The 24,850-nt window shown below is 70.5% G+C and carries 21 protein-coding genes; 12 read left to right on the top strand and 9 right to left on the bottom strand.

Annotated features, from left to right (window positions below):
• Positions 1 to 58: 58 nt before the first annotated feature.
• The 5 genes from O9335_RS12310 to O9335_RS12290 are packed head-to-tail and all read left to right on the top strand — an operon-like array spanning position 59 to position 2,616.
• Positions 59 to 1,162: an NAD(P)-binding protein gene (locus O9335_RS12310; protein ID WP_298388485.1), complete on the top strand. Its 1,104-nt coding sequence runs from the start codon at positions 59 to 61 to the stop codon at positions 1,160 to 1,162.
• Complete coding sequence (locus O9335_RS12305) at positions 1,159 to 1,464, top strand: high-potential iron-sulfur protein (RefSeq protein WP_298388483.1); 306 nt, start codon at positions 1,159 to 1,161, stop codon at positions 1,462 to 1,464. The genes O9335_RS12310 and O9335_RS12305 overlap by 4 nt, the downstream gene beginning before the upstream one ends.
• A complete protein-coding gene (locus tag O9335_RS12300; protein ID WP_298388481.1) occupies positions 1,461 to 1,883 on the top strand; it encodes a thiol-disulfide oxidoreductase DCC family protein in 423 nt (140 codons plus the stop codon). The genes O9335_RS12305 and O9335_RS12300 overlap by 4 nt, the downstream gene beginning before the upstream one ends.
• Positions 1,880 to 2,521 carry an SDR family NAD(P)-dependent oxidoreductase gene (locus O9335_RS12295; protein WP_298388479.1) on the top strand — a complete coding sequence of 214 codons (642 nt, stop codon included), beginning with the start codon at positions 1,880 to 1,882 and terminating at the stop codon, positions 2,519 to 2,521. Before O9335_RS12300 ends, O9335_RS12295 begins: the two co-directional genes overlap by 4 nt.
• Positions 2,521 to 2,616, top strand: coding sequence for a hypothetical protein (locus O9335_RS12290; protein ID WP_367185429.1), 96 nt, complete (start codon positions 2,521 to 2,523; stop codon positions 2,614 to 2,616). The genes O9335_RS12295 and O9335_RS12290 overlap by 1 nt, the downstream gene beginning before the upstream one ends.
• A 48-nt stretch (positions 2,617 to 2,664) precedes the next feature.
• Here O9335_RS12290 and O9335_RS12285 read toward each other — a convergent pair whose 3' ends face one another.
• The 4 genes from O9335_RS12285 to glpD form a co-directional block, all read right to left on the bottom strand.
• Entirely contained in the window at positions 2,665 to 3,780 is a 1,116-nt protein-coding gene (locus O9335_RS12285) for a two-component system response regulator (protein ID WP_298388477.1), read from the bottom strand.
• Positions 3,777 to 7,637, bottom strand: a complete 3,861-nt coding sequence (locus O9335_RS12280) for a response regulator (RefSeq protein WP_298388475.1) — start codon at positions 7,635 to 7,637, stop codon at positions 3,777 to 3,779. The genes O9335_RS12285 and O9335_RS12280 overlap by 4 nt, the downstream gene beginning before the upstream one ends.
• 16 nt (positions 7,638 to 7,653) lie before the next feature.
• Positions 7,654 to 8,658 carry an ABC transporter substrate-binding protein gene (locus O9335_RS12275; RefSeq protein WP_298388473.1) on the bottom strand — a complete coding sequence of 335 codons (1,005 nt, stop codon included), beginning with the start codon at positions 8,656 to 8,658 and terminating at the stop codon, positions 7,654 to 7,656.
• Positions 8,659 to 8,736: 78 nt separating this feature from the next.
• Positions 8,737 to 10,212: a glycerol-3-phosphate dehydrogenase gene (gene glpD / locus O9335_RS12270; protein WP_298388471.1), complete on the bottom strand. Its 1,476-nt coding sequence runs from the start codon at positions 10,210 to 10,212 to the stop codon at positions 8,737 to 8,739.
• A 23-nt stretch (positions 10,213 to 10,235) separates the two neighbouring features.
• On the opposite strand from glpD, the gene glpK reads away from it, so the two are divergent.
• A complete protein-coding gene (glpK, locus tag O9335_RS12265) occupies positions 10,236 to 11,714 on the top strand; it encodes a glycerol kinase GlpK (RefSeq protein WP_298388469.1) in 1,479 nt (492 codons plus the stop codon).
• Positions 11,715 to 11,782: 68 nt separating this feature from the next.
• On the opposite strand, the gene O9335_RS12260 is transcribed toward glpK, so the two are convergent.
• Positions 11,783 to 12,085 (bottom strand): hypothetical protein, encoded by a 303-nt coding sequence (locus tag O9335_RS12260; protein ID WP_298388466.1) that lies wholly within the window; start codon positions 12,083 to 12,085, stop codon positions 11,783 to 11,785.
• Between the two features lie 269 nt (positions 12,086 to 12,354).
• Here O9335_RS12260 and O9335_RS12255 point away from each other — a divergent pair, with 269 nt between their 5' ends.
• The 3 genes from O9335_RS12255 to O9335_RS12245 all read left to right on the top strand — a co-directional run bounded on the left by O9335_RS12255 (position 12,355) and on the right by O9335_RS12245 (position 16,370).
• Positions 12,355 to 13,536, top strand: a complete 1,182-nt coding sequence (locus tag O9335_RS12255; RefSeq protein ID WP_298388464.1) for an acyl-CoA dehydrogenase family protein — start codon at positions 12,355 to 12,357, stop codon at positions 13,534 to 13,536.
• Positions 13,533 to 14,750 carry an acetyl-CoA C-acetyltransferase gene (locus O9335_RS12250; protein ID WP_298388462.1) on the top strand — a complete coding sequence of 406 codons (1,218 nt, stop codon included), beginning with the start codon at positions 13,533 to 13,535 and terminating at the stop codon, positions 14,748 to 14,750. The genes O9335_RS12255 and O9335_RS12250 overlap by 4 nt, the downstream gene beginning before the upstream one ends.
• Positions 14,751 to 14,819: 69 nt before the next feature.
• On the top strand, positions 14,820 to 16,370 hold the full coding sequence (locus O9335_RS12245) for a methyl-accepting chemotaxis protein (RefSeq protein WP_298388460.1): 1,551 nt from the start codon (positions 14,820 to 14,822) through the stop codon (positions 16,368 to 16,370).
• An 89-nt stretch (positions 16,371 to 16,459) separates the two neighbouring features.
• Here O9335_RS12245 and O9335_RS12240 read toward each other — a convergent pair whose 3' ends face one another.
• The 3 genes from O9335_RS12240 to glcF all read right to left on the bottom strand — a co-directional run bounded on the left by O9335_RS12240 (position 16,460) and on the right by glcF (position 20,521).
• On the bottom strand, positions 16,460 to 17,467 hold the full coding sequence (locus O9335_RS12240) for a response regulator (RefSeq protein ID WP_298388459.1): 1,008 nt from the start codon (positions 17,465 to 17,467) through the stop codon (positions 16,460 to 16,462).
• 53 nt (positions 17,468 to 17,520) lie between these two features.
• On the bottom strand, positions 17,521 to 19,233 hold the full coding sequence (locus tag O9335_RS12235; protein WP_298388457.1) for an alkaline phosphatase family protein: 1,713 nt from the start codon (positions 19,231 to 19,233) through the stop codon (positions 17,521 to 17,523).
• 70 nt (positions 19,234 to 19,303) lie between these two features.
• Positions 19,304 to 20,521, bottom strand: a complete 1,218-nt coding sequence (glcF, locus tag O9335_RS12230) for a glycolate oxidase subunit GlcF (protein WP_298388455.1) — start codon at positions 20,519 to 20,521, stop codon at positions 19,304 to 19,306.
• 139 nt (positions 20,522 to 20,660) lie between these two features.
• On the opposite strand from glcF, the gene O9335_RS12225 reads away from it, so the two are divergent.
• Positions 20,661 to 22,049, top strand: coding sequence for an acyl-CoA thioester hydrolase/BAAT C-terminal domain-containing protein (locus O9335_RS12225; RefSeq protein ID WP_298388453.1), 1,389 nt, complete (start codon positions 20,661 to 20,663; stop codon positions 22,047 to 22,049).
• Here the strand turns inward: O9335_RS12225 and O9335_RS12220 are convergent.
• Positions 22,046 to 22,663: a pyroglutamyl-peptidase I gene (locus O9335_RS12220; RefSeq protein ID WP_298388451.1), complete on the bottom strand. Its 618-nt coding sequence runs from the start codon at positions 22,661 to 22,663 to the stop codon at positions 22,046 to 22,048. The two genes, O9335_RS12225 and O9335_RS12220, sit on opposite strands and share 4 nt — an antisense overlap.
• Positions 22,664 to 22,713: 50 nt before the next feature.
• Here O9335_RS12220 and O9335_RS12215 point away from each other — a divergent pair, with 50 nt between their 5' ends.
• Together O9335_RS12215 and O9335_RS12210 are read left to right on the top strand one after the other, a co-directional pair.
• Positions 22,714 to 23,979, top strand: a complete 1,266-nt coding sequence (locus O9335_RS12215; RefSeq protein WP_298388449.1) for an efflux RND transporter periplasmic adaptor subunit — start codon at positions 22,714 to 22,716, stop codon at positions 23,977 to 23,979.
• Positions 23,976 to 24,692, top strand: a complete 717-nt coding sequence (locus O9335_RS12210; protein ID WP_298388447.1) for an ABC transporter ATP-binding protein — start codon at positions 23,976 to 23,978, stop codon at positions 24,690 to 24,692. Before O9335_RS12215 ends, O9335_RS12210 begins: the two co-directional genes overlap by 4 nt.
• Positions 24,693 to 24,850 lie beyond the last annotated feature (158 nt).

The following is a 24,850-nucleotide window of genomic DNA, read 5'->3' as shown; positions in this document are numbered from 1 at the left end:
TGCTCGGATTTTGAGGTCAAGCCTGCGTCAAATCCGCGATGCCCCTAGCCTGCAGCCCATGAAAACCGAGCTGAGCTCAGAGGCCCGCGTTGCCATCGTGGGTGCCGGCATGGCCGGCGCGCGTTGCGGGGCGCGGCTGCGCGAGGCCGGCATGGCGGTGTGGGTCGTGGACAAAGCCCGCGGCCCAGGTGGGCGCTTGGCCACGCGACGCGCCCGCTTCGTGGACGCCCAGGGCGAAGAGCGTGCCGTGGCTTGGGACCACGGCTGCCCCGGTTTTGAAGCCCAGGATGCCCGCTTGCAGGCGTGGCTGCACACGCAAGCGGCGCTGGGCCGTGCCACGCTGTGGCAGCCCCAGCCGGGGCCGAACGAGGGTCCAGCCACTGCGCCCCCACCCGCCCGGTGGCGCGGCACCGCCTCCCAGCCGAGCCTGTGCCACGCCTTGCTGGAGGGCGCGGCCACGCAGTGGCAAACGACGGTGCAGGCCTTGCGTCGCGACGGGGCCGCGTGGTGGCTGGACACCAACGGCACTTCGCTGGGCCCGTTCAGCGCCGTGGTGCTGGCGCTGCCGCCCGCCCAGGCCGCACCCTTGCTGGCCCCGCACCGGCTGGACTGGGCGCGGGCCGCCGCGCTGGTGCCGATGCAGCCCTGCTGGACTTGGATGGGCGTGAGCCAGGCCCAGGCCGCTTGGGGCGACGGCGATTGGTGGGCCCCGGCCGACGGGCCCTTGGAACTCGTGGTGCGCCAAACGCACCGGCTGGATGGCCCTTCGGCCCAGGGTCTGGACGCCTGGGTGGCGCACGCCCGGCCGGGCTGGAGCCGGGAGCAGCTCGAGTCGCCCCCTGAGGCCGTGGCCGAGGCCCTGCAGGCTGCCGTGGCGCGCGTGCTGGGCCATCCCGTGGTTTGGCAGCACAGCCTGGTGCACCGCTGGCGTTACGCGCAGCCGGTGCTGCCGCCGGCCGAGCGCTGGGGCGGCGCACGCTGGGATGCCCACGCCCGGCTGGGCCAATGCGGCGATTTCTTGGCGGGTCACGGTGTGGACGCCGCCTGGCGCTCGGGCGAGGCCGTGGCCGAGCGCATCGTGAGTCAAGCCCTGGAGCCCCTGCCGCCTTCCGGGCGCGCGGCCGGGGCTCGAACCGAACGCGCCCCGCTGAGGACCCCATGAACCCCACTCCCCGTCGCGAATTCCTGATCACCTTGGCCCTGTCGGGTTCGGCCGGCACCGCCCTGGCCCAGTCGGCCCCCATGCTCAGCGAGCAAGACCCCGCCGCCAAGGCCCAGGGCTACGTGGCCGACGCCAAGAAGGTCGACGCCAAGAAGTGGCCCAAGTACGCCGCTGGCCAGTTGTGCAGCAACTGCGCGCTGTACCAGGGCAAGCCCAGTGAACCGGCCGCGCTGTGCCCCTTGTTCGCGGGCAAGCGCGTGGCCGGTCCGGGTTGGTGCAACGCTTGGGTCAAGCGGCCGTGAGCTTGGCGCCCGGCTCGGCGCCGCCTGCGCTGGAGGTCTTCTACGACGGCGGCTGCCCCGTCTGCCGCCGCGAGATCGGCCACCAGCAGCGCTTGGCGCAGCGCTCGGGGGCGCCCATCCGCTTCGTCGACGTGAGCGGCGACGGCCCGGGCGACTCCCTGCCAGCGGGGGCGCCCCAGCGCGCGCTCTTGTTGCAGCGTTTTCACGTGCGCCACCCCGATGGGCGATGGGAGCAGGGCGCCGCGGCCTTCGTGGCCCTGTGGGCACGGCTGCCGGGCTGGCGTCGTTTGGCCCAGGTGGCGCGCTGGCCCGGGGTGTTGTCAGCCTTGGAATGGGCTTACACCGCGTTCTTGCGCCTGCGGCCCGGGTGGCGCCAGCCGGCCCACTGCCCCGTCAAGCGCCCAGGAGACCCCGCATGAGCCCAACCACCGTCGTCATCACCGGTGCCAGTGGCGGCATCGGCCGCGCCCTGGCCGCACAGCTCACCCAGTCGGGCATGGGGGTCGTGGCCGTGGGACGCGATGCCGACCGCTTGCGCGACGTGCCGGCCGTGGCGCGCGTCGTGGCCGACGTCACCACGCCCGAAGGCGCGAGCGCCGTGCTGGCCGGTGCGCAGGCGGCCTTGGGCGGCCCGCCTGGGGGCTTGGCGCACTGCGTGGGCAGCACGCTCATCGCCCCCCTGCATCGCACGCGGGCCGAGGCCTACCGTGAGCTCATGCGGGTCAACCTCGACAGCGCCGTGTTCATGCTGCAAGCCTGGCTGAACGCGCTGGCCGGTGCCCCCGGGGCGGCGGTCTTGGTCAGCTCGGTGGTGGCGCGCACCGGCGTGGCCAGCCACGAGGCCATCGCGGCGGCCAAGGGCGGGGTGGAGGCCCTGGTGCGCAGCGCTGCCGCGACTTACGCTCCGCAGGGGGTGCGCGTCAACGCCGTGGCCCCTGGCCTGACCGAAACCCCGATGACAGCCAAGATGCTGTCGCTGCCCGCGCAGCGCGAGGCCGCCGCCAAACAGTACCCCCTCTGGGTGGTGTGCAGTCGGCCGACGAGGTGGCGGCGGTGATGGCCTTCTTGCTGGGCCCAGCAGGGGCTCGCTTGACCGGTCAGGTGCTGCCGGTGGACGGCGGGTTCACCACCGTGCGGCCCTTGGTGCGCTGAGGCCCCTCGGCGTCTGCGCGACAGCCTGGGTTTCTGCCGCGCAGCCTTCTAGGCGCCGTCGTTCGGCGGCGGGTCGGCAAAGCGCCGCGCGACAGCTTGGAATTGCGCTTCCTCGGTGAGGAAGGCATCCACCAAGTCCGGATCGAAATGCTGGCCCCGCCCGGCGACGATGAGTTGCCGGGCTCGCTCGTGCGTGAAGGCCTTTTTGTAGACCCGCTCGCTGATCAAGGCGTCGTACACATCGGCCACGGCCATCAGGCGAGCGCTCACCGGGATGGATTCGCCCGCCAAGCCTTGGGGGTAGCCGCTGCCGTCCCATTTTTCTTGGTGGGACAGCGCGATTTCCTTGGCAAAACGCAGGAAGGGCAGTTCCTCGCCCAGGCTCAGCTCGGCGCGGTGGATGGCCTCGTAACCCAGGGTGGTGTGGGTCTTCATGACCTCGAACTCTTCCGGCGTCAGGCGCCCCGGCTTGAGCAGGATGGCGTCGGGGATGCCAACCTTGCCGATGTCGTGCATGGGCGCCGACTTGAACAGCAGCCGGATGGCGTCGGGCGTCAGGGTGTCGGCAAAGCGTGGGTGGTTTTTCAGGCGCTCGGCCAGGCAGCGCACGTAGTGCTGGGTGCGGCGCAGGTGGTTGCCGGTTTCGTTATCCCGGGTTTCGCCCAGCGAAGCCATGGCCAGCACCACCACATCCTGCAGCGCTTCGTTCTCGCGCGTGCGGCGGGCCACCTCGGCGGCCAGGTAGTCGCTGCGGTTGCGCAAGAAGTCGGCGGCGGCTTTGAGCTGAAGCTGCGTCTTGACGCGGGCCTCGACGATGGGCGGGCTGATGGGCTTGGTGATGTAGTCCACCGCCCCGAGCGACAGGCCCAGTGTCTCGTCCTCCACCTCGGACTTGGCGGTGAGGAAGATGACCGGGATGTCGGCCGTGGCCGCATCGCCCTTGAGGCGACGGCACACCTCGTAGCCGTCCATGCCCGGCATCATCACGTCGAGCAGCACGAGGTCGGGTGGCGGGTCGGCCTGGGCCAGTTCCAGCGCTCGCGCGCCGCTGTTGGCCACCTTCACGCGGTACAGCGGCTTGAGCAGCCCCACCATCAAGGAGAGGTTCTCGGCCACGTCGTCGACAACCAGCACGCAGGGACGTTCGTGCAGAGTGGGGGTCATGGGGTGTCGGGTTTCAAGTGCGGGGTCAGCAGGGCCAGGGCATCGGCGAATTCGAACTGACGCACCCTGGCCTGGAACATGCCTGCTTGCAACCCCAGTGCTTGTTGAACCTCGGCTGGGTGCTGCTCACACCAAGTCAGGGCATCGGGGTCGCCGTCGCGCAGAAAATCGGCCAAGGTGCTCAGGGCGCCACGGAGCAGGGTCGGGTCGAGGCGATCCCCTCCCATGCTGGGGGCGACGCCGAGCGCCTCGCGCAGCGCGTCGCCCAGCGCCAGGGTGGTGGATTCGATGACACCAATCGCGTTGCCGGCCGAACGGGGGTCGTCGCGCAAGCGCCGCTCCATGGCCTCGCACTGCGTGTGCAGCAGTGTGGCCCCCAGGTTGCCGGCCACGCCTTTGAGGCTGTGCACCTTCAGCCGCAAGGGTTCGACGTCGGGCGAGGGCCCAGCGCCCCCGCGCAGCGAGGCACCCAGCTGCTGCAGCTCTGCCAGGGTGGCGGGTTGAGCGGCCACGAAGCGGCCGAGCAGCTCCAGGTACAGCTCGGGCTTGTGCCCGCAGCGCCGCAGGCCCGCTCGCACGTCCAGGCCTTGGATGCGTTGCAGCGGTGCCAAGCGCGGGTCGTTGGCCACGGGCACCGGCCCGATCGGCGGCGCCGTGCCCGTGGGCAGGCTGGGCAGCCAGCGGCGCACGGCCGCCGCCAAGGCGTTGACGTCCACGGGCTTGGGGACGAAGTCGTTCATCCCCGACGCCGTGCAACGTTCGCGGTCTTCGGCCAGCACGTTGGCCGTCATGGCGATCACGGGCACCTGGGCCCAGCGAGGGTCCCGGCGCAAGGCACGGGTGGCGGTGAATCCGTCCATCACCGGCATGTGCACGTCCATGAAGATCAGGTCGAAGGCCGGCTCCTGCGCCAAGCGGTCGAGCGCCTCCTGACCATGCTGCGCGATTTCGACCGTCAGCCCCAGGTCTTGCAGCATTTCTCGGGCGATTTGCTGGTTGATGGCGTTGTCCTCCACCACCAAGGCCCGACCGTGCACGGGCGCGGCCGCGGCTGGCTCTGGGCTCAGGTGTTGAGGCGCCGGTGCCGAGCTGGGGCTTAGGCTGAGCAGCAGGTTGTCCAGCAGGGCTGAGGCATTGACCGGCTTCACCATCACGGTGGAAAAGCCGTTTTCCAGGGCCTCGCGCAGCACCTCGTCGCGGCCCCGGCCCGTGATCAGCATCAGCCTGGGGGCTGCGGAGGGGTCGAGCGCCCGGATCTGGCGGCCGGCCTCCAAGCCATCCATGCGCGGCATGCTCCAGTCCAGCAGCACCACTTCGTAGGGGCGACCTTGCGCTTGTGCAGCTTGCACGGCCTGCACGGCTTGGTCGCCGTCAGCCGCCACGTCGGCCTCCAGGCCCAGGCTGTGCAGCAGGCGCTGCATCACCTGGCGGGCGGCCTCGTTGTCGTCCACGGCCAGCACCCGACGCCCCTTGAGCACCAAGGGGTCACCCGGCAGGGCCTGGGTGGCGCCGAGGTCGAACACCGCGGTGAACCAGAAGGTCGACCCTTGGCCCGGCGTGCTGTCCACCCCGATCTCGCCCCCCATCAGGTGCACCAGGCGCTGCGAGATGGCCAGGCCCAGGCCGGTGCCGCCGTAGTGGCGGCTGGTGGAGGCATCGGCCTGGTGGAAGCTTTGGAACAACTGCGCTCGTTGCGTTTCGCTCAGGCCCACGCCGGTGTCGCGCACTTCGAAGCGCAGTGCCACCCGCTCGCCCAAGGGCGCCATGAGCGAAACGCGGACCACGACGTCCCCACGCTCGGTGAACTTCACCGCGTTGTTGCCCAAGTTGACCAGCACCTGCCCGAGGCGCAGCGGGTCGCCCACCAGGAAATTGGGCACGCTGGGGTCGCAGTCCAGCACCAGCTCCAGGCCCTTTTCCACGGCCTTGTTGCCCATCAGGGTGAACACGTTGTCCAACACCGGCAGCAGTTGGAATTCAATGTGCTCCAGACTGAGCTTGTTGGCCTCGACCTTGGAGAAGTCCAGGATGTCGTTGATGACGCCCAGCAGGTGCTGGGACGACAGCTGGATCTTGTGCAGGTAGTCGCGCTGTTGCTCGGTCAGCGAGGTGCGCAGCGCCAAGTGCGTCATGCCGATGATGGCGTTCATCGGCGTGCGGATTTCGTGGCTCATGTTGGCCAGGAAGCGGCTCTTGGCCGCGTTGGCCGCGTCGGCCTGCGCCTTGGCTTCGGCCAGCGCCTCGTCGGCGGCGTGTTCGGCGCTCAAGTCTTCGACGATGGCCACCACCAAGGTTTGGCCGCGACGGGCGAGGTGGCGCGCCGAGATGCGGGCCCAGAAGCGCTGCCCGTTCTGACGCTGCATTTGCATCTCGCGCAGGTGCATGCGACCGGCAGCCAAATCGACGTGCATCTCACGCCCCACCTGCTCGTAGCTTTCTTGGCTGTCGTACCACTCCCGGGTGGTCCGCCCGATGGCCTGGCTAGGCGCATAGCCGAAGAGCTCTTCGGCCTTGGCGTTGGCGCGCACCACCCGCCGGTCTTTGAGCAGCAGGATCCCGACGGTGGCGCTGTCCAGGATCAGCGACACCTCCTCGGTCAAGTCGGTCAGTCGATCGCGCTCGCGCGACAAAGCTTCGGCCGTAGCCTGCAGCGAAGCCGTGCGCTCGGCGACCGTGTTCTCGAGCGAGGCGTTCAGGGCGCGGATGGCTTCCTCGCTGCGCTGACGCTCCGTCACGTCGCGCAGGATGACGGTGTAGAAGTCTTGTCCATCCACCCGGCTGTGGGAAATGGTGCCCTCGCCGGGGAACTCTTCGCCATTGGCCCGCAGCCCACGCACCACCGTTTGGGCGGCCATCATGCGGTTGGTGACCCCGCTTTGGCCAAAGCGCCGCACCATGCCCGCGTGGGCCGCGCGAAAGCGCTCGGGCAAGAGGCGGTCGAGGGGGCGACCCACCAGTTCGTGCATCGGCACGCCGAACATGTGGGCGGCCGCGCGATTGGCGCTGAGGATGCGCTGGTCGGCGTCGATGGTGATGATGGCGTCCATCGCCGAGTCGACCAGGGCATGCACCCGCGCGCGCTGCGACTCGCTGTCCGCCTGGGCGCGGGCGATGTCCTGCGCCATGGTGTTGAAGCGCCGGGCCAGCTGGCGGATTTCTGCAGGGCCGACCTCGGGCACCTGGTGGCTCAGGCGCCCCGCCTCGGCCAACTCTTGGCTGGCGCTGCCGATCAGGGCCAGCGGGCGCGTGACTTGGTGACGCAGCACCAGACCCAGCAAGAGGCTCACCAACAGAGCACTGGCGCCGATGGGCAGCAGGTCGATGGCCGCATGGCGACTGCTGTCTTCCCACTCGGCGCTGTAGTCGAAGGTGGCCCACACCACGCCCTGCTCCAGGTTACGCAAGCGAGCGTCTGACTTTTGCAGCGCTTGCTGGAACGACAGGGCCACGTTCTTGCGGTGCCCGGGGCCGTCCCAGCGCACGGGCTGGCGGGTTCGAGCGGCCTGCGCAAAGCGCGTGGGGTCGAAGCCGGGCACCACCTCGGCCGCGGGGCGACCTTCCATCGCCAAGTGGTTGCTGGCCAGCACCGTACCGCGGCCATCCAACACGAGCACCCGCTCGGCCCGCAGGTCGGTGGCGGCCATCGACACCTCGGCCCCCACCCGTTGCGGGTGTTCGCTCAACTCCCAGGTGGCCGTGCGGGCCAAGTGCTCGGCCAGGGCGGTCAGGTCGGCCTCGGCCTGTTCGGCGGCCAGGGTGCGGTGGTCGTACCGGTCGGCGGCGAACGAGATGGCGATGGTGACCAGCAGCACGGCCAGCAGGCCGAGGGGCAGGGTGAGGCGCAGGCTCAGCGGCATGAGGGGTGGGAGAGGGTCAGGCCAACGCTTGCACGAAGCGGGCTTCGATCAGGTCGCGCGTGTTCACGCGCGAGCCCAGCAGGCCTTGGCGCAAAAGCAAGTCCTGCAACTGCGGAATGCCGGCCTGCAAGGCGCCGTCCGGGGCCAGCAAGCGAAGGTTGGCCTCGCGGTCGGGCAAGTCCAGCCCGCGCAGGGCGGCCGCCACGTCGCCCGGGGCGATTTGCAGCCGCTGGCTCACCGCCTGTGCGTGCGCTTGCGGGTCGGCCTGAAAGCGAGCCAGGGCCTCGAATTGGGCCTTCACCAGGCGCTGAATGCCGCGCGCGTGGGTGCTGAGGGTGTCGGCGCGCACCACCAGCACGTCCACGATGCGACCGGGGATGGATTTGCTGTCGAACAGGCGCACCGCACCCGCCTTTTGCATTTGGGTGGCCCAGGGCTCGGCGGTGACGGCCACGTCCACCTGGCCGCTGCGCAACGCCTCGGTCGACTCCGACAGGGGCGTGGGCACTTGCACGATGTCTTGCGGCTGCAAACCCGCGGCCTCCAGGAAGGCGGCCAGCATCATGGCGCCGCCCGCGCTTTGCTCCACGCTGACGCGCTTGCCGCGCGCATCGGCCGGTCTGCGCAAAGCGGCGTGCGCCATCACAGCGTCGGCGCCGGCCGAGACGTCGAGCACCATCACCACCTTCAGGGGGATGCCATCGTGCAGGCCCGTGATCACTTCGTCCAGGGTGAGCCCTGCAGCCTCCAGCCGCCCCGTGGCGAGCGCGCGCAGGCAGTCGGTGTTGGAGCGCATGTCCAGCAGCCGCACGCCGCTGTCCGCCAGCAAGCCCAGCTGCTGAGCCAGGTGGATGAACTGGTAGCCCACAAAGGCGATGGCACCCACGCGCAGCGGCGCTGCGGGCGCTTGGCAGCCACCGACCCAGCCCAGGCCAGCAGCGGCCCCGACGCCCAACACCGTGCGACGGGTGAGCCGCTGGGCCGGACCAAGCTTCGTGTCAGGGGAAGGGTGCAGCGCCATCGGGCGAGCCTAACAAAGGCTGGGAGGGCGCCCACCGAAAAGTCTTTGTTGGCTGCGAAGTCTGGCGAATGTGTGGCTTCATGGCACCGCCGTGGTGCTCCACCAGCGGGCCAGTTGGACTTGTGCGTCTCCATCCAAACGCAGCCCGAGCTTGCTGCGACGCCACAGAAAGTCTTCCGGGGTGCGCGCCCATTCGTGCTTTCGCACGTGCTGCAGTTCCACCTCCCAAACGCCAGGGACGATCTCGGCGCCGCTGGCTGCTCGCAGCAGGTGGCGAGCGAGGCTGCCGTAGGCCCGCGCCCAACGCTGCACAAGCGCGGGATCGCGTTCGGGGTGATCGCGACGCAGCGCGGCCACATAGGCATCCAGCGGTCCGCAGTCGCCCCCCGGCAGTGGGGCTTCGGCGGTCCAAGCGCCGCGGCTGGCACCCAGCAGGGGTGCCAGCCGGTCGGCAGCCTGTTCGGCCAGCAGGCGGAAGGTGGTGAGCTTGCCCCCCCAGACGTCCAGGCGCGGTGCTTGGCCCGGGGCCAGCGACAGATCCAGCCGGTAGTCCCGTGTGATGGCCTTCGCATCGCCCTGGGCGTCGTCCAACAAGGGGCGGATGCCTGCCCAGCGATGCAGCACGTCGCTCGCCCGGACCGGCTCCCGCAGCCAGCGGCTGGCGTGTTCACACAGGTAGTCGACTTCGGCGTCGGTGGCGTGAGCGTCGGGACTGGCCACTTCAACGTCGGTGGTGCCCAGCAAAGTGAAGTCGTCGTGGAAGGGTAGCGCGAACAGCACGCGACCATCGGGGTTCTGGAACAAGTAGCCTGCGCCGTGCGTCCAACGCCGGCGGACGACCACGTGCGTGCCCTGGACCAGACGCAGACGAGGCGAATCCGGCTGCCGCAGGGCGTCGCCAAGAAAGCGCTGGGCCCAGGGGCCGGTGGCATTCACCAGGGCGCGGGCCTGCACCGCATGCGCCCGGCCATCGGGCTCGCGCAGCGTTGCCAGCCAATGATTGCCCTCGCGATGCGCCCGCTCGCAGGCGTGGCGGGTGAGGATGCGCGCGCCATGGTTCCGCGCGTCCAGCGCGCAGGCCACAACCAGGCGGGCATCGTCCACCCAACCGTCGCTGTAGACGAAGGCATGGGTGAGGTGCGCCTGCAGGGCCTCGCCCTCTGCAGTGCCACCCAGGGTCATGGCGCTCGATGCCGCACTGACCCGCCGCGGCGCGAGGTGGTCGTAGAGGAACAACCCCGCACGCAACTGCCAGCGGGGGCGTTGGGCGGCGTCGTGTGGCAGCACCAGGCGCAGCGGTTGCATCAGGTGCGGGTTGCGCGCCAGCAGGCGCTCACGCTCCAGCAAGCTCTTGCGCACCAGGCCCAGGTGGCCCTGCTCCAGGTAGCGAAGGCCACCATGGATGAGCTTGCTGCTGGCGCTGCTGGTGTGCGCCGCAAGGTCGTCGCGCTCGGCCAGGGTCACCGACAGGCCGCGGCCCGCCAAATCGCGGGCAATGCCTGCCCCGTTGATGCCACCCCCCACGACCAGCACGTCAACAATGGTCGATGTCATGCCCCATTTTCAAGGAGCAGTGCATGCCCGATGAGACCTTCGTGCTGGCTTTGGACCAAGGCACCACCAGCAGCCGCGCCCTGTTGTTCGACGCCCAGGGTCGGCTGCAGCGCGTGGCGCAGCGGCCCTTCGCCCAGCACTTTCCGCAGCCGGGCTGGGTGGAGCACGACCCCGACGAGATTTGGAGCACCCAACTGGCCACGGCGCGTGAGGTGCTGGAGGGCATCGACCCGGCGCGGGTGGCGGCCATCGGCCTGACCAATCAGCGCGAGACCGTGGTGTTGTGGGAACGGGGCAGCGGCCGGCCACTGGCCCGCGCCATCGTCTGGCAGGACCGCCGCACCGCCGCCGCCTGCCAATCCCTGCGCGAGGCCGGGCATGAGGCCGAGGTGCGCGCCCGCACCGGCCTCACGCTGGACCCTTACTTCAGCGCCACCAAGGTGGCGCATTGGCTGCACGAGCGGCCCGAGTGGCGCGCCCGGGCCGAGGCGGGCGAGTTGGCCGTGGGCACGGTGGACAGCTGGCTGCTCTGGCGCCTGACGGAGGGCCGCGTGCACGCCACCGATGTCACCAACGCCAGCCGCACCTTGTGGATGAACCTGCACACCGGGCAGTGGGACGAAGCGCTGTTGGCCCTGTTCGGCCTGCCCGCCGCGCTGCTGCCCACCATCCATCCCTCGTGCGCCGACTTCGGCCACACCACCTTGCTGGGTGGGCGCATCGCCCTGGGCGGCGTGGCGGGGGACCAGCAGGCCGCGCTCTACGGCCAGGGCTGCACTCAGCCCGGCCAGGGGAAGAACACCTACGGCACGGGTTGCTTCCTGCTGATGCACACCGGCACCACGGCCTTGGCCTCGCAGCACGGGCTGCTCAGCACGCGGGCGGCCCAGGTGGACGCCACACCGCAGTTCGCGCTGGAGGGCAGCGTGTTCATGGGCGGTGCCGTGGTGCAGTGGCTGCGCGATGGCCTGGGTCTGGTGCAGCGCAGCGACGAGATCGAAGCCTTGGCTCGCAGCGTGCCCGACAGCGCTGGCGTGGTGCTGGTGCCCGCCTTCACCGGCCTGGGTGCACCGCATTGGGCGCCCGAGGCCCGTGGCGCCTTGGTGGGGCTGACCCGCGGCAGCAACCGCGCCCACATCGCCCGCGCGGCGCTGGAAGCCATCGCCCTGCAATGCGCCGACGTGTTGCAGGCCATGAACCAAGATGCCGCGTCGGCTGGCCTGGCCTTGCGCGAACTGCGCGTGGACGGCGGTGCTTGCGCCAACACCCTGCTGATGCAGATGCAGGCCGATTTGCTCGGCGTGCCCGTGTGCCGCCCACGCATGCGCGAGCGCACCGCTCTGGGTGCGGCGGCCCTGGCGGCCCGCCAGGCGGGGCTCACCGATGGCCGCACCGCCTGGGGCGAAGCACCGGGCGACGAGCGCCTGCTCCCCCAAGCCAGCGCGGCATCGCTGGCGCCCTTGCGGCAAGCCTGGGCCCAGGCCCTGCGCCGTGTGATGTGAGGGATGGATCGGCTCCGCATGAAAAACGCCGCCCTGGGGCGGCGCTTTGCTGGAGGGTGCTGCGGCGTTTACTGGGCTTTGGCAGGCGCCTTCTTCGTGCCGCCGGCCGTGGGGTGGGCGGCCATCACGGCAGCCGGGTCCAGGCTGGCCAGGTGCTTTTCGTACTGCCGGGCGCTGCAAGGCACGGGCTTGCCGGGCTGGACTTCACCGCGCAGGTGGCCTTGGTGGTACTGGAATTGGAATTCGTTGACGCCGTTCACCAGCACCTTGGGTGCGTTTTGGCTGGCGCAGTGGCTGCGCAGCTCGGTTTCGCTGGGGGCGGCCAGGGCCACCAGTGGGGTGAGGGCGAGGGCGATCAGGGCTTGCTTCATGGGGGACTTCCTTGGGGCGGGCGATGCGCGAGCGCCGGCCGGGACGGCTGGCCGTGAAGATCACGCGCATCCGTGAAAGGTTACCGATCGAAACACCGTTTGACCAGCCGGGTATCCCGGAACTGCGGGGGCGCTCAGGATCCGGAATCCGTGACATTTCGCACGAAATCAACGTCGCGCGGGGGATGGCATCAAGGGGCAAACCCCGGTCGCGGTCGGGCGCGGCTGCGGGCACGATGGTGGGCCGCTCGCCTTCGGGTCCCCGCGACATGCTTCCTTTCTTCCCGTCCCCCTGGTTGCGCGACGACCACCAAGCCCTGGCGGAGGCCGCCGCGCGCTTGTTCGCCGAGCGCTGGGTGCCGCAAAACGCCGCTTGGCGCGCCGCCGGTCGCGTGCCGCGCGAGGTGTGGCGCGAGGCTGGCGCGCAGGGCCTGTTGTGCGCCGCCATCCCCGAAGCTTATGGCGGCGCTGGGGGCGACTTTGGCCACGAGGCCGTGATCGCGCTGGAGCAGGCCAAGGCCAACATCAGCGCCTTTGGCGGCGGGCTGCATTCGGCCATCGTGGCCCCGTACCTGTTGCACCACGGCACCGAGGCGCAACGGCAGCGCTGGCTGCCGCGCATGGCCACGGGGGAATTGATCACCGCCATCGCCATGACCGAGCCGGGCGCCGGCTCCGACCTGCAGGGCGTTCGCACCGTGGCCCGCCGCGAGGGTGAGGAGTACGTGCTCAGCGGCAGCAAGATCTTCATCACCAACGGCCAGAACGCCCAGGGCGTGATCGTGGTTTGCAAGACCGACCCCACGCTGGGGGCCAAGGGCACCTCGTTGCTTTTCGTGGAGGTGGAGGACGCCCAAGGGAACCTGACGCCGGGTTTCTCGCGCGGGCGCAACCTCGACAAGATCGGCATGCACGGGCAAGACACCTCGGAGCTGTTCTTCGACGGCGTGCGCGTGCCGCTTGAGAGCCTCATCGGGGGCGTGGAAGGCCAGGGCTTCTTCCAGCTGATGAATGAGCTGCCGCAAGAGCGCCTGCTCATCGCCGTGCAGGCCATGGGCGGCATGGAGCGAGGGCTGGCCGAGGCCCTCAAGTACACGCAAGAGCGCCAGGCCTTCGGCAAGCGCATTTGGGACTTCCAAAACACCCGGTTCCAGCTGGCCGAGGTCCAGGCGCAAGTGCTGGCCGCGCGCAGCTTCGTGGACCAGGCCATTGCGGCGCACCTGGCGGGCCAATTGGACGCCGCGCGCGCGGCGCTGCTCAAAAGCTGGATCACCGACCTGCAGTGCCAGGTGCTGGACGTGTGCCTGCAGCTGCACGGCGGCTACGGCTACATGATGGAGTACCCCATCGCCGAGCTGTGGGCCGATGCGCGCGTGGCGCGCATCTACGGCGGCAGCAACGAGATCATGAAAGAACTGGCCTCGCGCGCCATGGGAGGGCGTGCGCCATGAGGACCGCCCCGGACGCCTACATCGTCGACGCCGTGCGCACGCCGCGCGGTCGAGGCAAGGCCGGTGCGGGCGCCTTGAGCGGCCTCACGCCGCTGTGGCTGCTGCGCGGCGTGCTGCAGGGCCTGCAGCGGCGCCTGGCCCTGGACACCGCCTTGGTGGACGATGTGGTGATCGGCTGCGTCACCCCCGTGGGCGAGCAGGGCGGCTGCATCGCGCGCACCGCGGTGCTGGACGCCGGCTGGGCGCGCAGCGTGGCGGGGCTCACGCAGTCGCGCTTTTGCGCCTCGGGCCTGGAAAGCGTGAACCTGGCCGCGGCCAAGGTGGCCAGCGGCTTCGAAAGCCTGGTGGTGGCGGGCGGTGTGGAGAGCATGAGCCGCGTGCCCATGGGCAGCGACGGTGGCGCTTGGCTGCACGACGCCCGCGTCGTCGAGTCGCTGGGCCTGGTGCCCCAGGGCATCAGCGCCGACCTGATCGCCACGCGCGAGAGGTTCACGCGCGAGCAGCTCGATGCCTACGCCGTGCAAAGCCAGCAACGCGCCGCGGCGGCGCAGGCCGCGGGTCGCTTCTCGCGCAGCCTGCTGCCGGTGCACGACGAGACCGGCGCGATGGTGCTGGACCGCGACGAAATCGTGCGCGGCGACGCCAGCCTCGACGGCTTGGCCACGCTCAAGCCCTCGTTCGCGGCCCTGGGTGCACAGGGCCTGGACGCGCGCGCGCTGGCCCGCTTCCCCGACACGCCCGCCATCCAGCACCTGCACCACGCGGGCAACAGCTCCGGCATCGTCGACGGCGCCGCCGCCGTGCTGGTGGCCAACGCCGCGGGCCTGGCCGCCTCGGGCCTGCGGCCGCGGGCCCGCATCCGCGCCCTGGCCGTGACCGGCAGCGACCCAACCTTGATGCTCACCGGCCCGACACCGGCCGTGCAAAAGGCGCTGGCCCAGGCGGGCATGTCCGCCAGCGACATCGATTTGTGGGAAATCAACGAAGCCTTCGCCGTGGTGCCCCTGCAGACGCAGCGCGCGCTTAACCTCGACCCGGCGAAGGTCAACGTCAACGGCGGGGCCATCGCGCTGGGGCACACTTTGGGTGCGACCGGTTCCATGTTGTTGGCGACGGTCTTGGACGAGTTGGAGCGTCGCGACGAAATCTGCGCCTGCGTGACTTTGTGCGTCGGCGGTGGCATGGGCATCGCCACGGTGTTGGAACGTGTGTAAAGCTGTCAACAAAGAATCAACGGGCGCCCTGCGGGTGCCTGCCAACTTGGGTGATTGGAGGCTGTGTCCATGAACAATTTCACTGTTGCTGCCCGCCTGTGGCTGATGGTGGCGCTGTTTGCCGCTGTGATCCTGGTGGGGTCCTTGATCGGGCTGGGCGGCACCCGCATGGGCGCCAAGGCGGCCGAGGGCATCTACCGCGAGCAAACGGTGCCGGCGGGCATCATGAGCGAAATCGAATCGAAGCTGCTCAACAACCGGCTGCACATCGCCTCGGCATTGCAAACGCCGAAGGAAGAGGTGCTGCAGCAGGCCATCGCCGACATCGGCAAGGGGCGCAAGGAGATCGCGGAGCTCATCCAGCGCTTCGACGCCATCCACCGCTCGCCCGAGATGGAGAGCGCCTACGGCGAGTTCAAGAAGGCCTTCGCCGCTTACGACCGAGACGCCACCGACCCGTCGCTGCAGTACCTCAAGGACTTCGACCTGGTGGAGCTGAAGGCCAACGTGGTCAAGGTGGCGCGCCCCACTTTCGCGGCGGTGAAGAAGCAGCTCGATGCCATCCGCGTTCTCAACGAGACCGAAGCGCGCGAGCAGTTCGAGGCGGCCCAGGGGCGCTACAACACCATGGTCACGGGCGTCGTCGTCGCGGTGGGCGTGGCCTTCGTGGCGGTCTTCTTTTACGGCCGGGTCTTGGTGCGCAGCATCATCACGCCGCTTCATGAAGCCGTGGACTTGGCCGAGCGCGTGGCGGCCGGCGACCTCACCTCCGAGGTGGACGCCCATGGCCGCGATGAGCTGTCCCGTCTGATGATGGCGCTGCAAGGCATGAACCACAGCCTGGCCCAGATGGTGCAGCGCGTGCGCAGCGCCGCCGACTCCATCGCCACCGGCTCGGCCCAGATCGCCACGGGCAACGCCGATTTGAGCCAGCGCACGGAAGAGCAAGCCAGCAACCTGCAGCAGACCGCCGCGTCGATGGAGCAATTGGCCACCACCGTGCGCCAAAACGCCGACAGCGCGCGGCAAGCCGACGCCGTGGCCAACGGCGCCAGCGGCTCGGCCCTGCAAGGGGGTGAGGCCGTGACCCGCGTGGTGGACACCATGCAGGCCATCAGCAGCAACTCCAAGCGGATCGCCGACATCATCGGCGTCATCGACGGCATCGCCTTCCAGACCAACATCCTGGCGTTGAATGCGGCCGTGGAAGCCGCCCGCGCCGGCGAGAGCGGCCGGGGCTTTGCGGTGGTGGCCGGCGAGGTGCGCAACCTGGCGGGTCGCTCCGCCGAAGCGGCCCGCGAGATCAAGACGCTCATCGGCCAGAGCGTGGAAACCGTCGAGTCGGGAGGCCGCCAGGCCAACGACGCCGGCAAGACCATGGGCGAGATCGTTCAGCGCGTGCAAGAGGTGACGGTGCTGATCAGTGAAATCTCCACCGCGTCCAACGAGCAAACCCAGGGCATCGAGATGGTGCGCGAGTCGGTCACCCAGCTGGATCAGGTGACCCAGGCCAACGCGGCCTTGGTGGAGCAATCGGCGGCCGCCGCCGAAAGCCTGCGGGTGCAGTCGTCGCAGTTGGTCGAGGTGGTGGCGGCCTTCCGCTTGCCTCGGGGCCTGTGAGAGAGGGCGGCTGGGGCTGACGGCGGGGGGCCAGCCTCGGCGCAGCCCGAACGCCGCGCCCGAACGCCGCGCCCGAACGCCTCGCCCGTTCAGACCCTTGGGCGCAGCATGCTCAGGGCGGTGACGCGCTGCAGCATCTCGCGGTCGTTCCAGGGTTTCTTGAAGATGCCGTACAAGCCCTTGGCATCGTGCACCTGCGCCTGCAGGGATTCGTGCCCCGTGATGGCGATGATGGGCAGGCTCTCGGTCAGCAGGTCGCCGCTGACGTGGGCGATGAGCTCGAAGCCGTCCATCTCCGGCATCTCCAGGTCGGTGATCAGCACGGCAAACCACTGTTCCGCCAGGGCTTCGAGGGCCTCTTGCCCCTGACGGGCCGTCCTCACGGCGAAGCCGTTGCTGCTGAGCAGCTTGCCCAACTTGGCCCGCACCACGGCCGAGTCGTCGACGATCAGCACCGGCACGGGGCCGCTCGCCGGCGCATGCGGGCCGCCGAGCCGGTCGGTGGCGCGGCGCCGGGGCACCACGGGGGCCGTGAACGGGCTTGCACCGTCGCTGGCGCGGCGTCGCGGGTTCAGCGCGGGGTGGGGGGCGTCTGGGCGCAGGGCGCTGGGAACGCGGGGCTCGTCCAGCGCCGAGGGCACGGTGGGAAGGTGGCTGGTGTCGGTCTCGGGCTCGGCCGCGGGCCCGCTGACTGGGGCGGCTGGCGCCGCTGGTGCCTCCGGCGTCGCAACCGCGGCTGGAGGCGCAACCGGGGTTGCAACCGGGGCTGCAACCGGTGCCGCAACCGGGGCCGCAGCCGGCGCTGGTGCCGACACTGGCACTGGCGCCACGGCTGGAGGCGCGGCGACCTGGCTTTCCGGGTCGGGCAGCGGCTTCAGCGGCAGGTCGGCGCGCAGCGTGGGCAGGGCTACGCGCTGGGGGCTTTCGGTGCCCAGGTGGGTGGTGCGGCTGCCGTTCAGCAACTCGTCCCGGCTTTGGGACCAAGGGTCTTCGCGCCGCGAGCGCAGGGCGATCAGCACGACGATCAGGCCCAAGGGCACCAGCACGAGCAGGGTCAGCAGGTGCTCGCGCAGCAGGGCGGAGAGGTCAAACGGCATGGGGCAGCTCCGTGGGGGGCGCGTTCACGGCGGCCGCGAACGGGCCACCGACTCTAGCGGCCCATCGCCAGCTTGGCTCTTGGGGGAACCTTGTGGGCGCGTGGCGCAGCGCCAGGCAACACCTGGCCCTGCGACGACGCCGGTGGGCGCAGTCCCAGCACCTGGGCCAGGGTGGGGGCGATGTCCACCACCTGCACGGGCGTGTCGATCTCGGTGGCCCGGGCCCACCAGCGCGGGCCCCAAAGGAGGATGGGCACGTGCTGGTCGTAGCGGTAGGGGCTGCCGTGGGTGGCCCCGGTGGCGCGGCCGCTGGCGATCCAGCCTTCGGCCAGGGTCACGACGACGGGCGGGCTCCGGTCAGGGTGCCAGCCCAGGCGCTGCGCCGCGAGAAAGACTTGGTCGGGCCGCGGTGGGGCCGTGCTGGCCAGATCGGCGCGGGTGTTGACCTCGACCACCCCGTCGATGCCGCGCAGGAAGGCGGCCGCCGCGTCGAACACGGCTTGCGGGGCCAGCCCCTGGGCGCGGAGGTTGGCTTCATCGAACACCAGGCCGTTGGTGGAACTGCCCACCACCGCCCGCGCCAGGCCGAAGCGCTCGCGCAGGTGGCCGTTCAGCGCCGATAGCGCGGCCGCCATGGGAAAGCGCTGCGCCGCTTGCCCCTGGTGTTGGCGCCATTCGGGGCTTTCGCTGAAACCGTGGTCGGCGGTGAGGGCGATTGCGACATGGTGGCGCCCGACCCACCGGTCCAAGTCCTGGAAAAACGCGCCCAGCAAGCGGTCGAGCTGGAGCAGGTGCTCGTGGGTCAGGCGAGATTCCGGGCCGAAGGTGTGGCTGATGTAGTCGTGGGCCGACAAGCTGACGGTCAGGATGTCGGGCACCGCGTCCTGCCCCAGGTCTTCTTCGCGCACCAAGGCACGGGCGAAGTCCAGGGTCAGCGCGTCGCCGAAGGGCGAGGTCAGCAGGTCGGTGTAGTAGCGGGGCCCGGGCTCGGTTTGGTGGGCGCCCATGGTGGCGGGCAAGCGGTTGCCGTAGCCGGCGCTGCCCATCCAAGGCTGCGCGTCCGGCGCCAAGCCCGCGGTCGCCGACTCGGGCAAGAGCGGCGTCCAGACCTGGCCCCAGTAGGCGTCGGCGGGGCGGCGGGCGTTGAAGGCATTCACCCAGGCGGGGTGGGCCGCCATGTAGTGCGTGCTGGAGGTGAAGACGCCCGACTCCGTTCGGTACATGTAGGCCACGCCCCGGTGACCGACCGGCAGGATGGCCCCGCGGTCCTTGCCCGACACCCCGAACACTTTGGCGCCCGGCCGTGCGGCGATCAGCACATCGCCCACCGTTTCGGCCTGGAGGTTTTTCGGGCTGGTGCCCGCGTCGGGGGCGGTTGGGCCGCCAGCAAGGTAGGCGTGCGCGCGGTCCTCGGTGCAATAGACGTTTTGCAGCGAGTCGGGTGACAACCACTCGTTGCCCACGATGCCGCTGCGCTGGGGGTAGGCGCCGGTCATCATGGTGGCGTGGCCGGCACCGGTCACGGTGTGGGCGTGGCGGTAATGGGCCTCGCGGTAGACGCGGCCGTGGTCCAGGAAGCGACGGAACCCGTCGGGGCCGAAACGGTCTTGCCATTGCAGGACTTTGCGCATGGGCAGCCCATCGATGGCCACCAACACCAGCAAGCGCGGGGGTGGCGCTGAAGGCGCAGCCTGGACCGAGGGCCACAGCCCGATGCACAGCGCCAGCGGGGCCAAGACGAAGGAGACGAGGCGAGAACGATGCATGGCCCAGTGCCTGGCAAGGAAAGCCCTTGATTGTGAGGCGGTGAAGGGGGCCGGCGCGGCGGTGCCGCGTTCAGGCGCTCAGCGCTTCGTCCAGCACCTCGATCCAATGCCGAACCGGCAACTCGGTACCCGCCTGCAGGTGCGTGACGCAGCCGATGTTGGCGCTGGCGATGACCGTGGCCTGCAGGGCCTGCAGGTGGTTCAGCTTGCGCTCGCGCAGGGCCAGGGCGGTGTCAGGCTCCAACACCGAGTAGGTGCCGGCTGAGCCGCAGCACAGGTGGGATTCCGCCGGCACCTGCAGGTCGAAGCCCAGGGCGCGCAGGCCGGTTTCCACACCACCGCGCAGGCGCTGTCCGTGCTGCAGCGTGCAGGGCGGGTGGTAGGCCACGCGCAGGCCCTGGGCACGATCGCCCAGGAGTTCGCGCAGGCGGTCGATGAAGCCGCTCTCGGGGTCGAACAGCCACTCGCCCAGGTCGCGCGTGGCGGCAGCGGTGCGCTTGGCGTCCGGATGGCCCGGCAGGGCCTGGGCGTAGTCCTTGACCATCACCCCGCAACCGCTGGCGTTGGACAGCAGCACCTCGACCTGCCCCAGGCGATCGGCCACGCGGCGCGCCAGCCGGCGCATGTCACGTTGCCCAGCCTCGTGCTGACCCAGGTGGTGCCGCAGCGCGCCACAGCAGCCGTCCACTTCGTCCACGCTCACGCCCAGGCGGTCCAGCACCCGGCGCGTGGCGGCGTTGATGCCCGGGCCCATGGCCGGTTGCACGCAGCCGGCCAGCAGCAGCACCTTGCGCGGGCGCGGCGTGCTGGGCAGCGGGCCGATGGGGCGCCGCTGTGGCACCTTGTCTTGGAGGCGGCGGGGCAGCAAGGGGCGCACCCACTGGCCCAGGCGCAGGGCGGGCGCGAAGGCGCGCGAGGTCAGGCCGGCGCCGAGCGCGGCGCGCAGCCAGCGCTCGCGCCAGGGGCGGGGCACCGCCGCGTCCACCAGCGCACGGCCCGTGTCCAGCAGCGCGCCGTACTGCACGCCGCTCGGGCAGGTGGTTTCGCAGGCGCGGCAGGTCAGGCAGCGGTCGAGGTGCTGTTGGGCGTCGCGCGTGGCGGGTGCGCCTTCAAGCACTTGCTTGATCAGGTAGATGCGGCCGCGGGGGCTGTCCAGCTCGTTGCCCAGCACTTGGTAGCTCGGGCAGGTGGCGGTGCAAAAGCCGCAGTGCACGCAGGCCTGGATGCGGCGTGCCGCGGCCTGGGCCTCGGGGTCGTCGCGCAGCGCGGGGGCGAGCTCGGTGTGCATGCGCGCGATGGTAGAGCGCGCCGTCACCGGTCGCCCTGAATTGCCATTCAGCCCGCGAGCCGTCCATCCGTCGCAAGGAGACGCCCAGGCGCCTCAGGGCGTTTTTAGAGTGCGCCCCTCACTTCCCTGGATCTTGCCCATGACCCAATTCCACCCACTGACCGTGCTTGCCCTCTGGATGGGTTTCGGCGCTTCGGCGCTGGCCCAGCGCATCGTCGTCGACGTGCCCCAGCCCGTGCTGGCGGGCGACCCCATCGCGCTGCAACTGGCCGACCTGAAGCCAGGCCAAAGCGTGCGCCTGCACGCCCAGCGTGCCGTGCAGACCTTCACCGGCCAGGTGGCGCTGTTCGAGTCCCAGGCCGTGTTCCAGGCCGACGCGAAAGGTCGGGTCGACCTGAGCGCCGCCGCCCCGCTGCCCGGCAGCAGCTACGAAGGGGCCGACGTGCGCGGCCTGCTGTGGTCCATGAAGCCCGGCGCAGGCGAGGTCAAAGGCAAGCCCTTCGGTCGCGTGGACTTCCGGCTGCACGCGGCCGATGCCGCGGCCGACGCGCCGCCGCTGGCCGAGGCCAGCCTGAGCTTTCGCAACGCCTTGCCCGAGGTGGTGACGCGCAAGGTGGAGGCCTTCCCGGGGGCCGTCTTTGCCAGCCTGCCCGGCGCTGCCAAGCGGCCGACCCTGATTCTGTTGGGCGGCAGCGAGGGCGGCTCGATGATCGCCCGCGACGCCGCGCCCTGGGCCAGCCGGGGCTATGCCGTGCTGGCCTTGCCGTACTACTCGCCCCCGCAGTGGGGCCCCACGGGCCCCACGGGCCCGATGGCGCCCGAGTTGCCCAGCCTGCCGGCCGAGTTCGTCAACATCCCCGTCGACCGTCTGGAGCAAGCGAGGGATTGGTTGGCGCAGCAGCCCGAGGCCGACGCCCGCCGCATCGGCGTGATGGGCACCAGCAAGGGCGCCGAGTTCGTGCTGCTGGCGGGGGTGAAGATGCCCTGGATCCAGGCCGTGGCCGCCATCGTGCCCACCGACGTGGTCTGGGAAGGCTGGGGGCCGGGCCCGGGACCCGTTGGCGTGCGCGCCAGTTTTGCCTGGAAGGGCGAGCCCTATGCCTTCGTACCCTACCAAGACTTCTCGCAAGAGTTCGCGGGCCTGAGCACGGGTCAGCCGGTGAAGATCCGCCGCCCCCACGACAAGGGCCGCGCCGCGGCCTCGCCCGAGGTGATCGCCAAGGCGCGCATCCCCGTGGAACGCATCGCCGCCCCCGTGCTGGTGGCCGGCGGCGGCGATGACCAGCTGTGGGACAGCGGCGGCATGGCCGCCAACATCGCCGCCACGCGGCAAAAGGCCGGTTTGCCAACGGTGGCCTTGGTCTTCCCCGAGGCCGGTCACTTTCTGGGCGGAACGGGCACCGGGCCCACCACGCACTACAACGACGGCCCGATGAAAAACGGCGGCACGCCGGCGGCCACCGCCCGAGCCCAGGCGGCCACGCACGCCGCGCTGCTGAAGTTCTTCGCCGACAGCCTGGGCCGCTAATCCGTGCGGCCGGCAGCCCCGTGCGCCTCCACGGCATTCCAGGCCGACAGGGCGGCGCGCAAACCCGCCAGCCAGGGGGTCAGGTCCGCCCCGACGCCCAAGGCCGGCACGTGGATGAAGCCGCTGCGCACCGCCGGCTGCCGCCGCAGGCGGTGCTGCAGGCCGAAGAAGACCTGGTTGCACACGAAGCTGCCGGCGCTCAGGCTCATTTCCACCGGGCAGCCCGCCGCCCGCGCCGCGGCCATTTGCGCCTTGATGGGCAAGGTGGTGAAGCGCGCTGGCGGGGCGCCGGCCAGCACGGGCTGGTCCACCGGCTGGGCGCCGTCGTTGTCGGCGATGCGGGCGTCGATCCAGTTGATGGCCACGCGCTCGAACGACAGCGCTTGGCGCGAGGCGGCCTGCCCCAAGGCCACCACGCAGGCCGGCCGGTGCCGCTGGATCAAGGCGTCCAGCGCGTGCAGCGACGACGCAAAGCGGCAGGGCAAGATGGCCGCGGCCACCTCCAAGCCGCCCAGGCGCTCGCCGTCCAGCGCCAGGGCCAACTGCTGGCTGGTGTTGACGGCCTCGCCGCCGAAAGGTTCGAACCCGGTGAGCAACAAAGAACCTGCTTTCATAGGGTGCCAGTATCCCGACCACAATCACCCGCCACTTTCCGACGCGCCCCATGGCCACTGACGCCCCCACCCCCGGTCTTCTCAAAATCCAACGCGGCGGCGCTGCCGATGGCGGCCCGCTGAGGCGCCGTCGCTGGCGCTGGGCCCTGCTGAGCGCCGCAGCCCTGGTCATCGGGGTCGTCGTGTTCAAGCCCAAGGTGCCCGAGGTGCAAACCGTGACGGCCTCGCAAACCACGCCCTCGGTGCAGTACCAACGCCTCACCGCCAGCGGTTTCGTCGTGGCCCAGCGCCGCGCCGCGGTGGCCAGCAAGGCCACGGGCCGCTTGATGGAGCTGACCGTGCGCGAGGGGTCGCGCGTCCAGGCCGGTCAGTTGCTGGCGCGGCTCGACGCCAGCGATGTGCAAGCCAGCCTGCAGGTGGCCCAAGCTGCTCTCGGCCAAGCCCAGGCGCTGGCGGCTCAAGGCCAGGCTTTGGTGCGCCAGGCGCAGGTGGAGCTCGGCAACGCCGAGGCCGAGTTCGAGCGCACGCGCCAACTGCGGGAGCACGGCTTCGTCAGCCCGCAGGCGTTGGATGCCGCCCAGCGCCGGCTCGACGCCGCCCGTGCCAGCCTGGCCAGCGCGCAGGCCAGCGCGGCCCAGTCGCAGGCCGGCATCACCCAGGCCCGTGCCCAACTGGGTGTGCAGCAGGTGAACCAGGGCTACACCGAAATCCGCGCGCCCTTTGACGGCGTGGTGCTGGCCAAGAACGCCAACGTGGGCGACCTGATCACCCCGTTTTCCAACGCGGCGGGCAGCCAGGGCGCCGTGCTGACGCTGGCCGATTTGTCCACCCTGGAGGTGGAGGCCGACGTGAGCGAGGGCAGCCTGGCGCAGGTGCAACAAGGCATGCCGGTGGAGATCACGCTCGACGCCCTGCCGGGCCAACGCTTCCGCGGCCAGGTGGCCAGCATCGTGCCCACCGTCGACCGCGCCAAGGCCACCGTGATGACCAAAGTGAAGTTCGAGTCCCTCGGTGCCGGCATCCTGCCGGAGATGAGCGCCAAGGTGCTGTTCTTGAAGCAGCGGCCCACCGACGAGGAGATGAAGCCCGTGCTGGCGGTGCCGGCCAAGGCCGTGGTCGACGGCAAGGTGTGGAAGCTCGTCACCCAGGGCGACGCCACCCGCGTGCAGGCTGTGGCGGTGCAGCCCGGCCGCGCCCTGGGCGAGGCCGTGGAAGTGACCCCGGCCGCGGGGGCTCAGCTCGCCAGCGGCGACCGCCTCGTGGCCGCGCCCCAGGGCCTGAAGGACGGCCAAGCGGTGAAGGTGAGCACGAAGTGACGACCTCGGCACCGGCGACCCCATCGCCGCCACCGCTCATCCGCCTGCGCGGGCTGGCCAAGAGCTACCGCCGCGGCGACCAGACCATCCCGGTGCTGGAGGGCATCGACCTCGACGTGCCCGAGGGCGACTTCGTGGCCCTGATGGGGCCCAGCGGCAGTGGCAAGAGCACCCTCTTGAACCTGCTGGCCGGCATCGACCAGCCCACGGCCGGCACCATCGAAATCGCCGGCACCGACATCGCCTCGCTCAGCGAGGGCCAGTTGGCCGACTGGCGCGCCGCCAACATCGGTTTCATTTTTCAGTTCTACAACCTCATGCCCGTGCTCACGGCGCTGGAGAACGTCGAGCTGCCCCTGCTGCTCACGTCCCTGAGCGCCCGCCAGCGCCGGGAGCACGCCCTGGCCGCGCTGAACTTGGTCGCCCTGGGCGACCGCCTGGACCACTACCCCAACGAGCTCAGCGGCGGCCAACAGCAGCGCGTGGCCATCGCCCGCGCGCTGGTCACCGACCCCACGCTCATCGTGGCCGACGAACCCACGGGCGACCTCGACCGGCACACGGCCGAAGAGGTGCTGTCGCTGCTCGACCGGCTCAACCGCGAGCTGAAAAAAACCATCGTGATGGTGACGCACGACCCGAAGGCGGCGGCGCGCGCGCGGCGGTTGGTGGAGTTGGAGAAGGGCGTGTTGGTGGCGGGGGCGCTGGGGTGATGGGTTCACCCTGCGATGCAGCCCGCAGGCGCTGTCCGCCCTGCACCCGGAGTTCCTTTTGTCTTGCCAAAAGGAACCAAAAGCGCCGCCCCGGCTCCAGCGCCCCAGCCTTCGGCTGGGGTTCCCTGCGCTGCTCGTTCCGGGGGGCTGCGGGATTG

The organism is Inhella sp. (assembly GCF_027532025.1).
In the GTDB taxonomy this organism is placed as follows: Bacteria; Pseudomonadota; Gammaproteobacteria; order Burkholderiales; family Burkholderiaceae_C; genus Inhella.
Note: the sequence above shows the minus strand (reverse complement) of the source record. Positions and strands in the feature narration are given on the sequence as shown.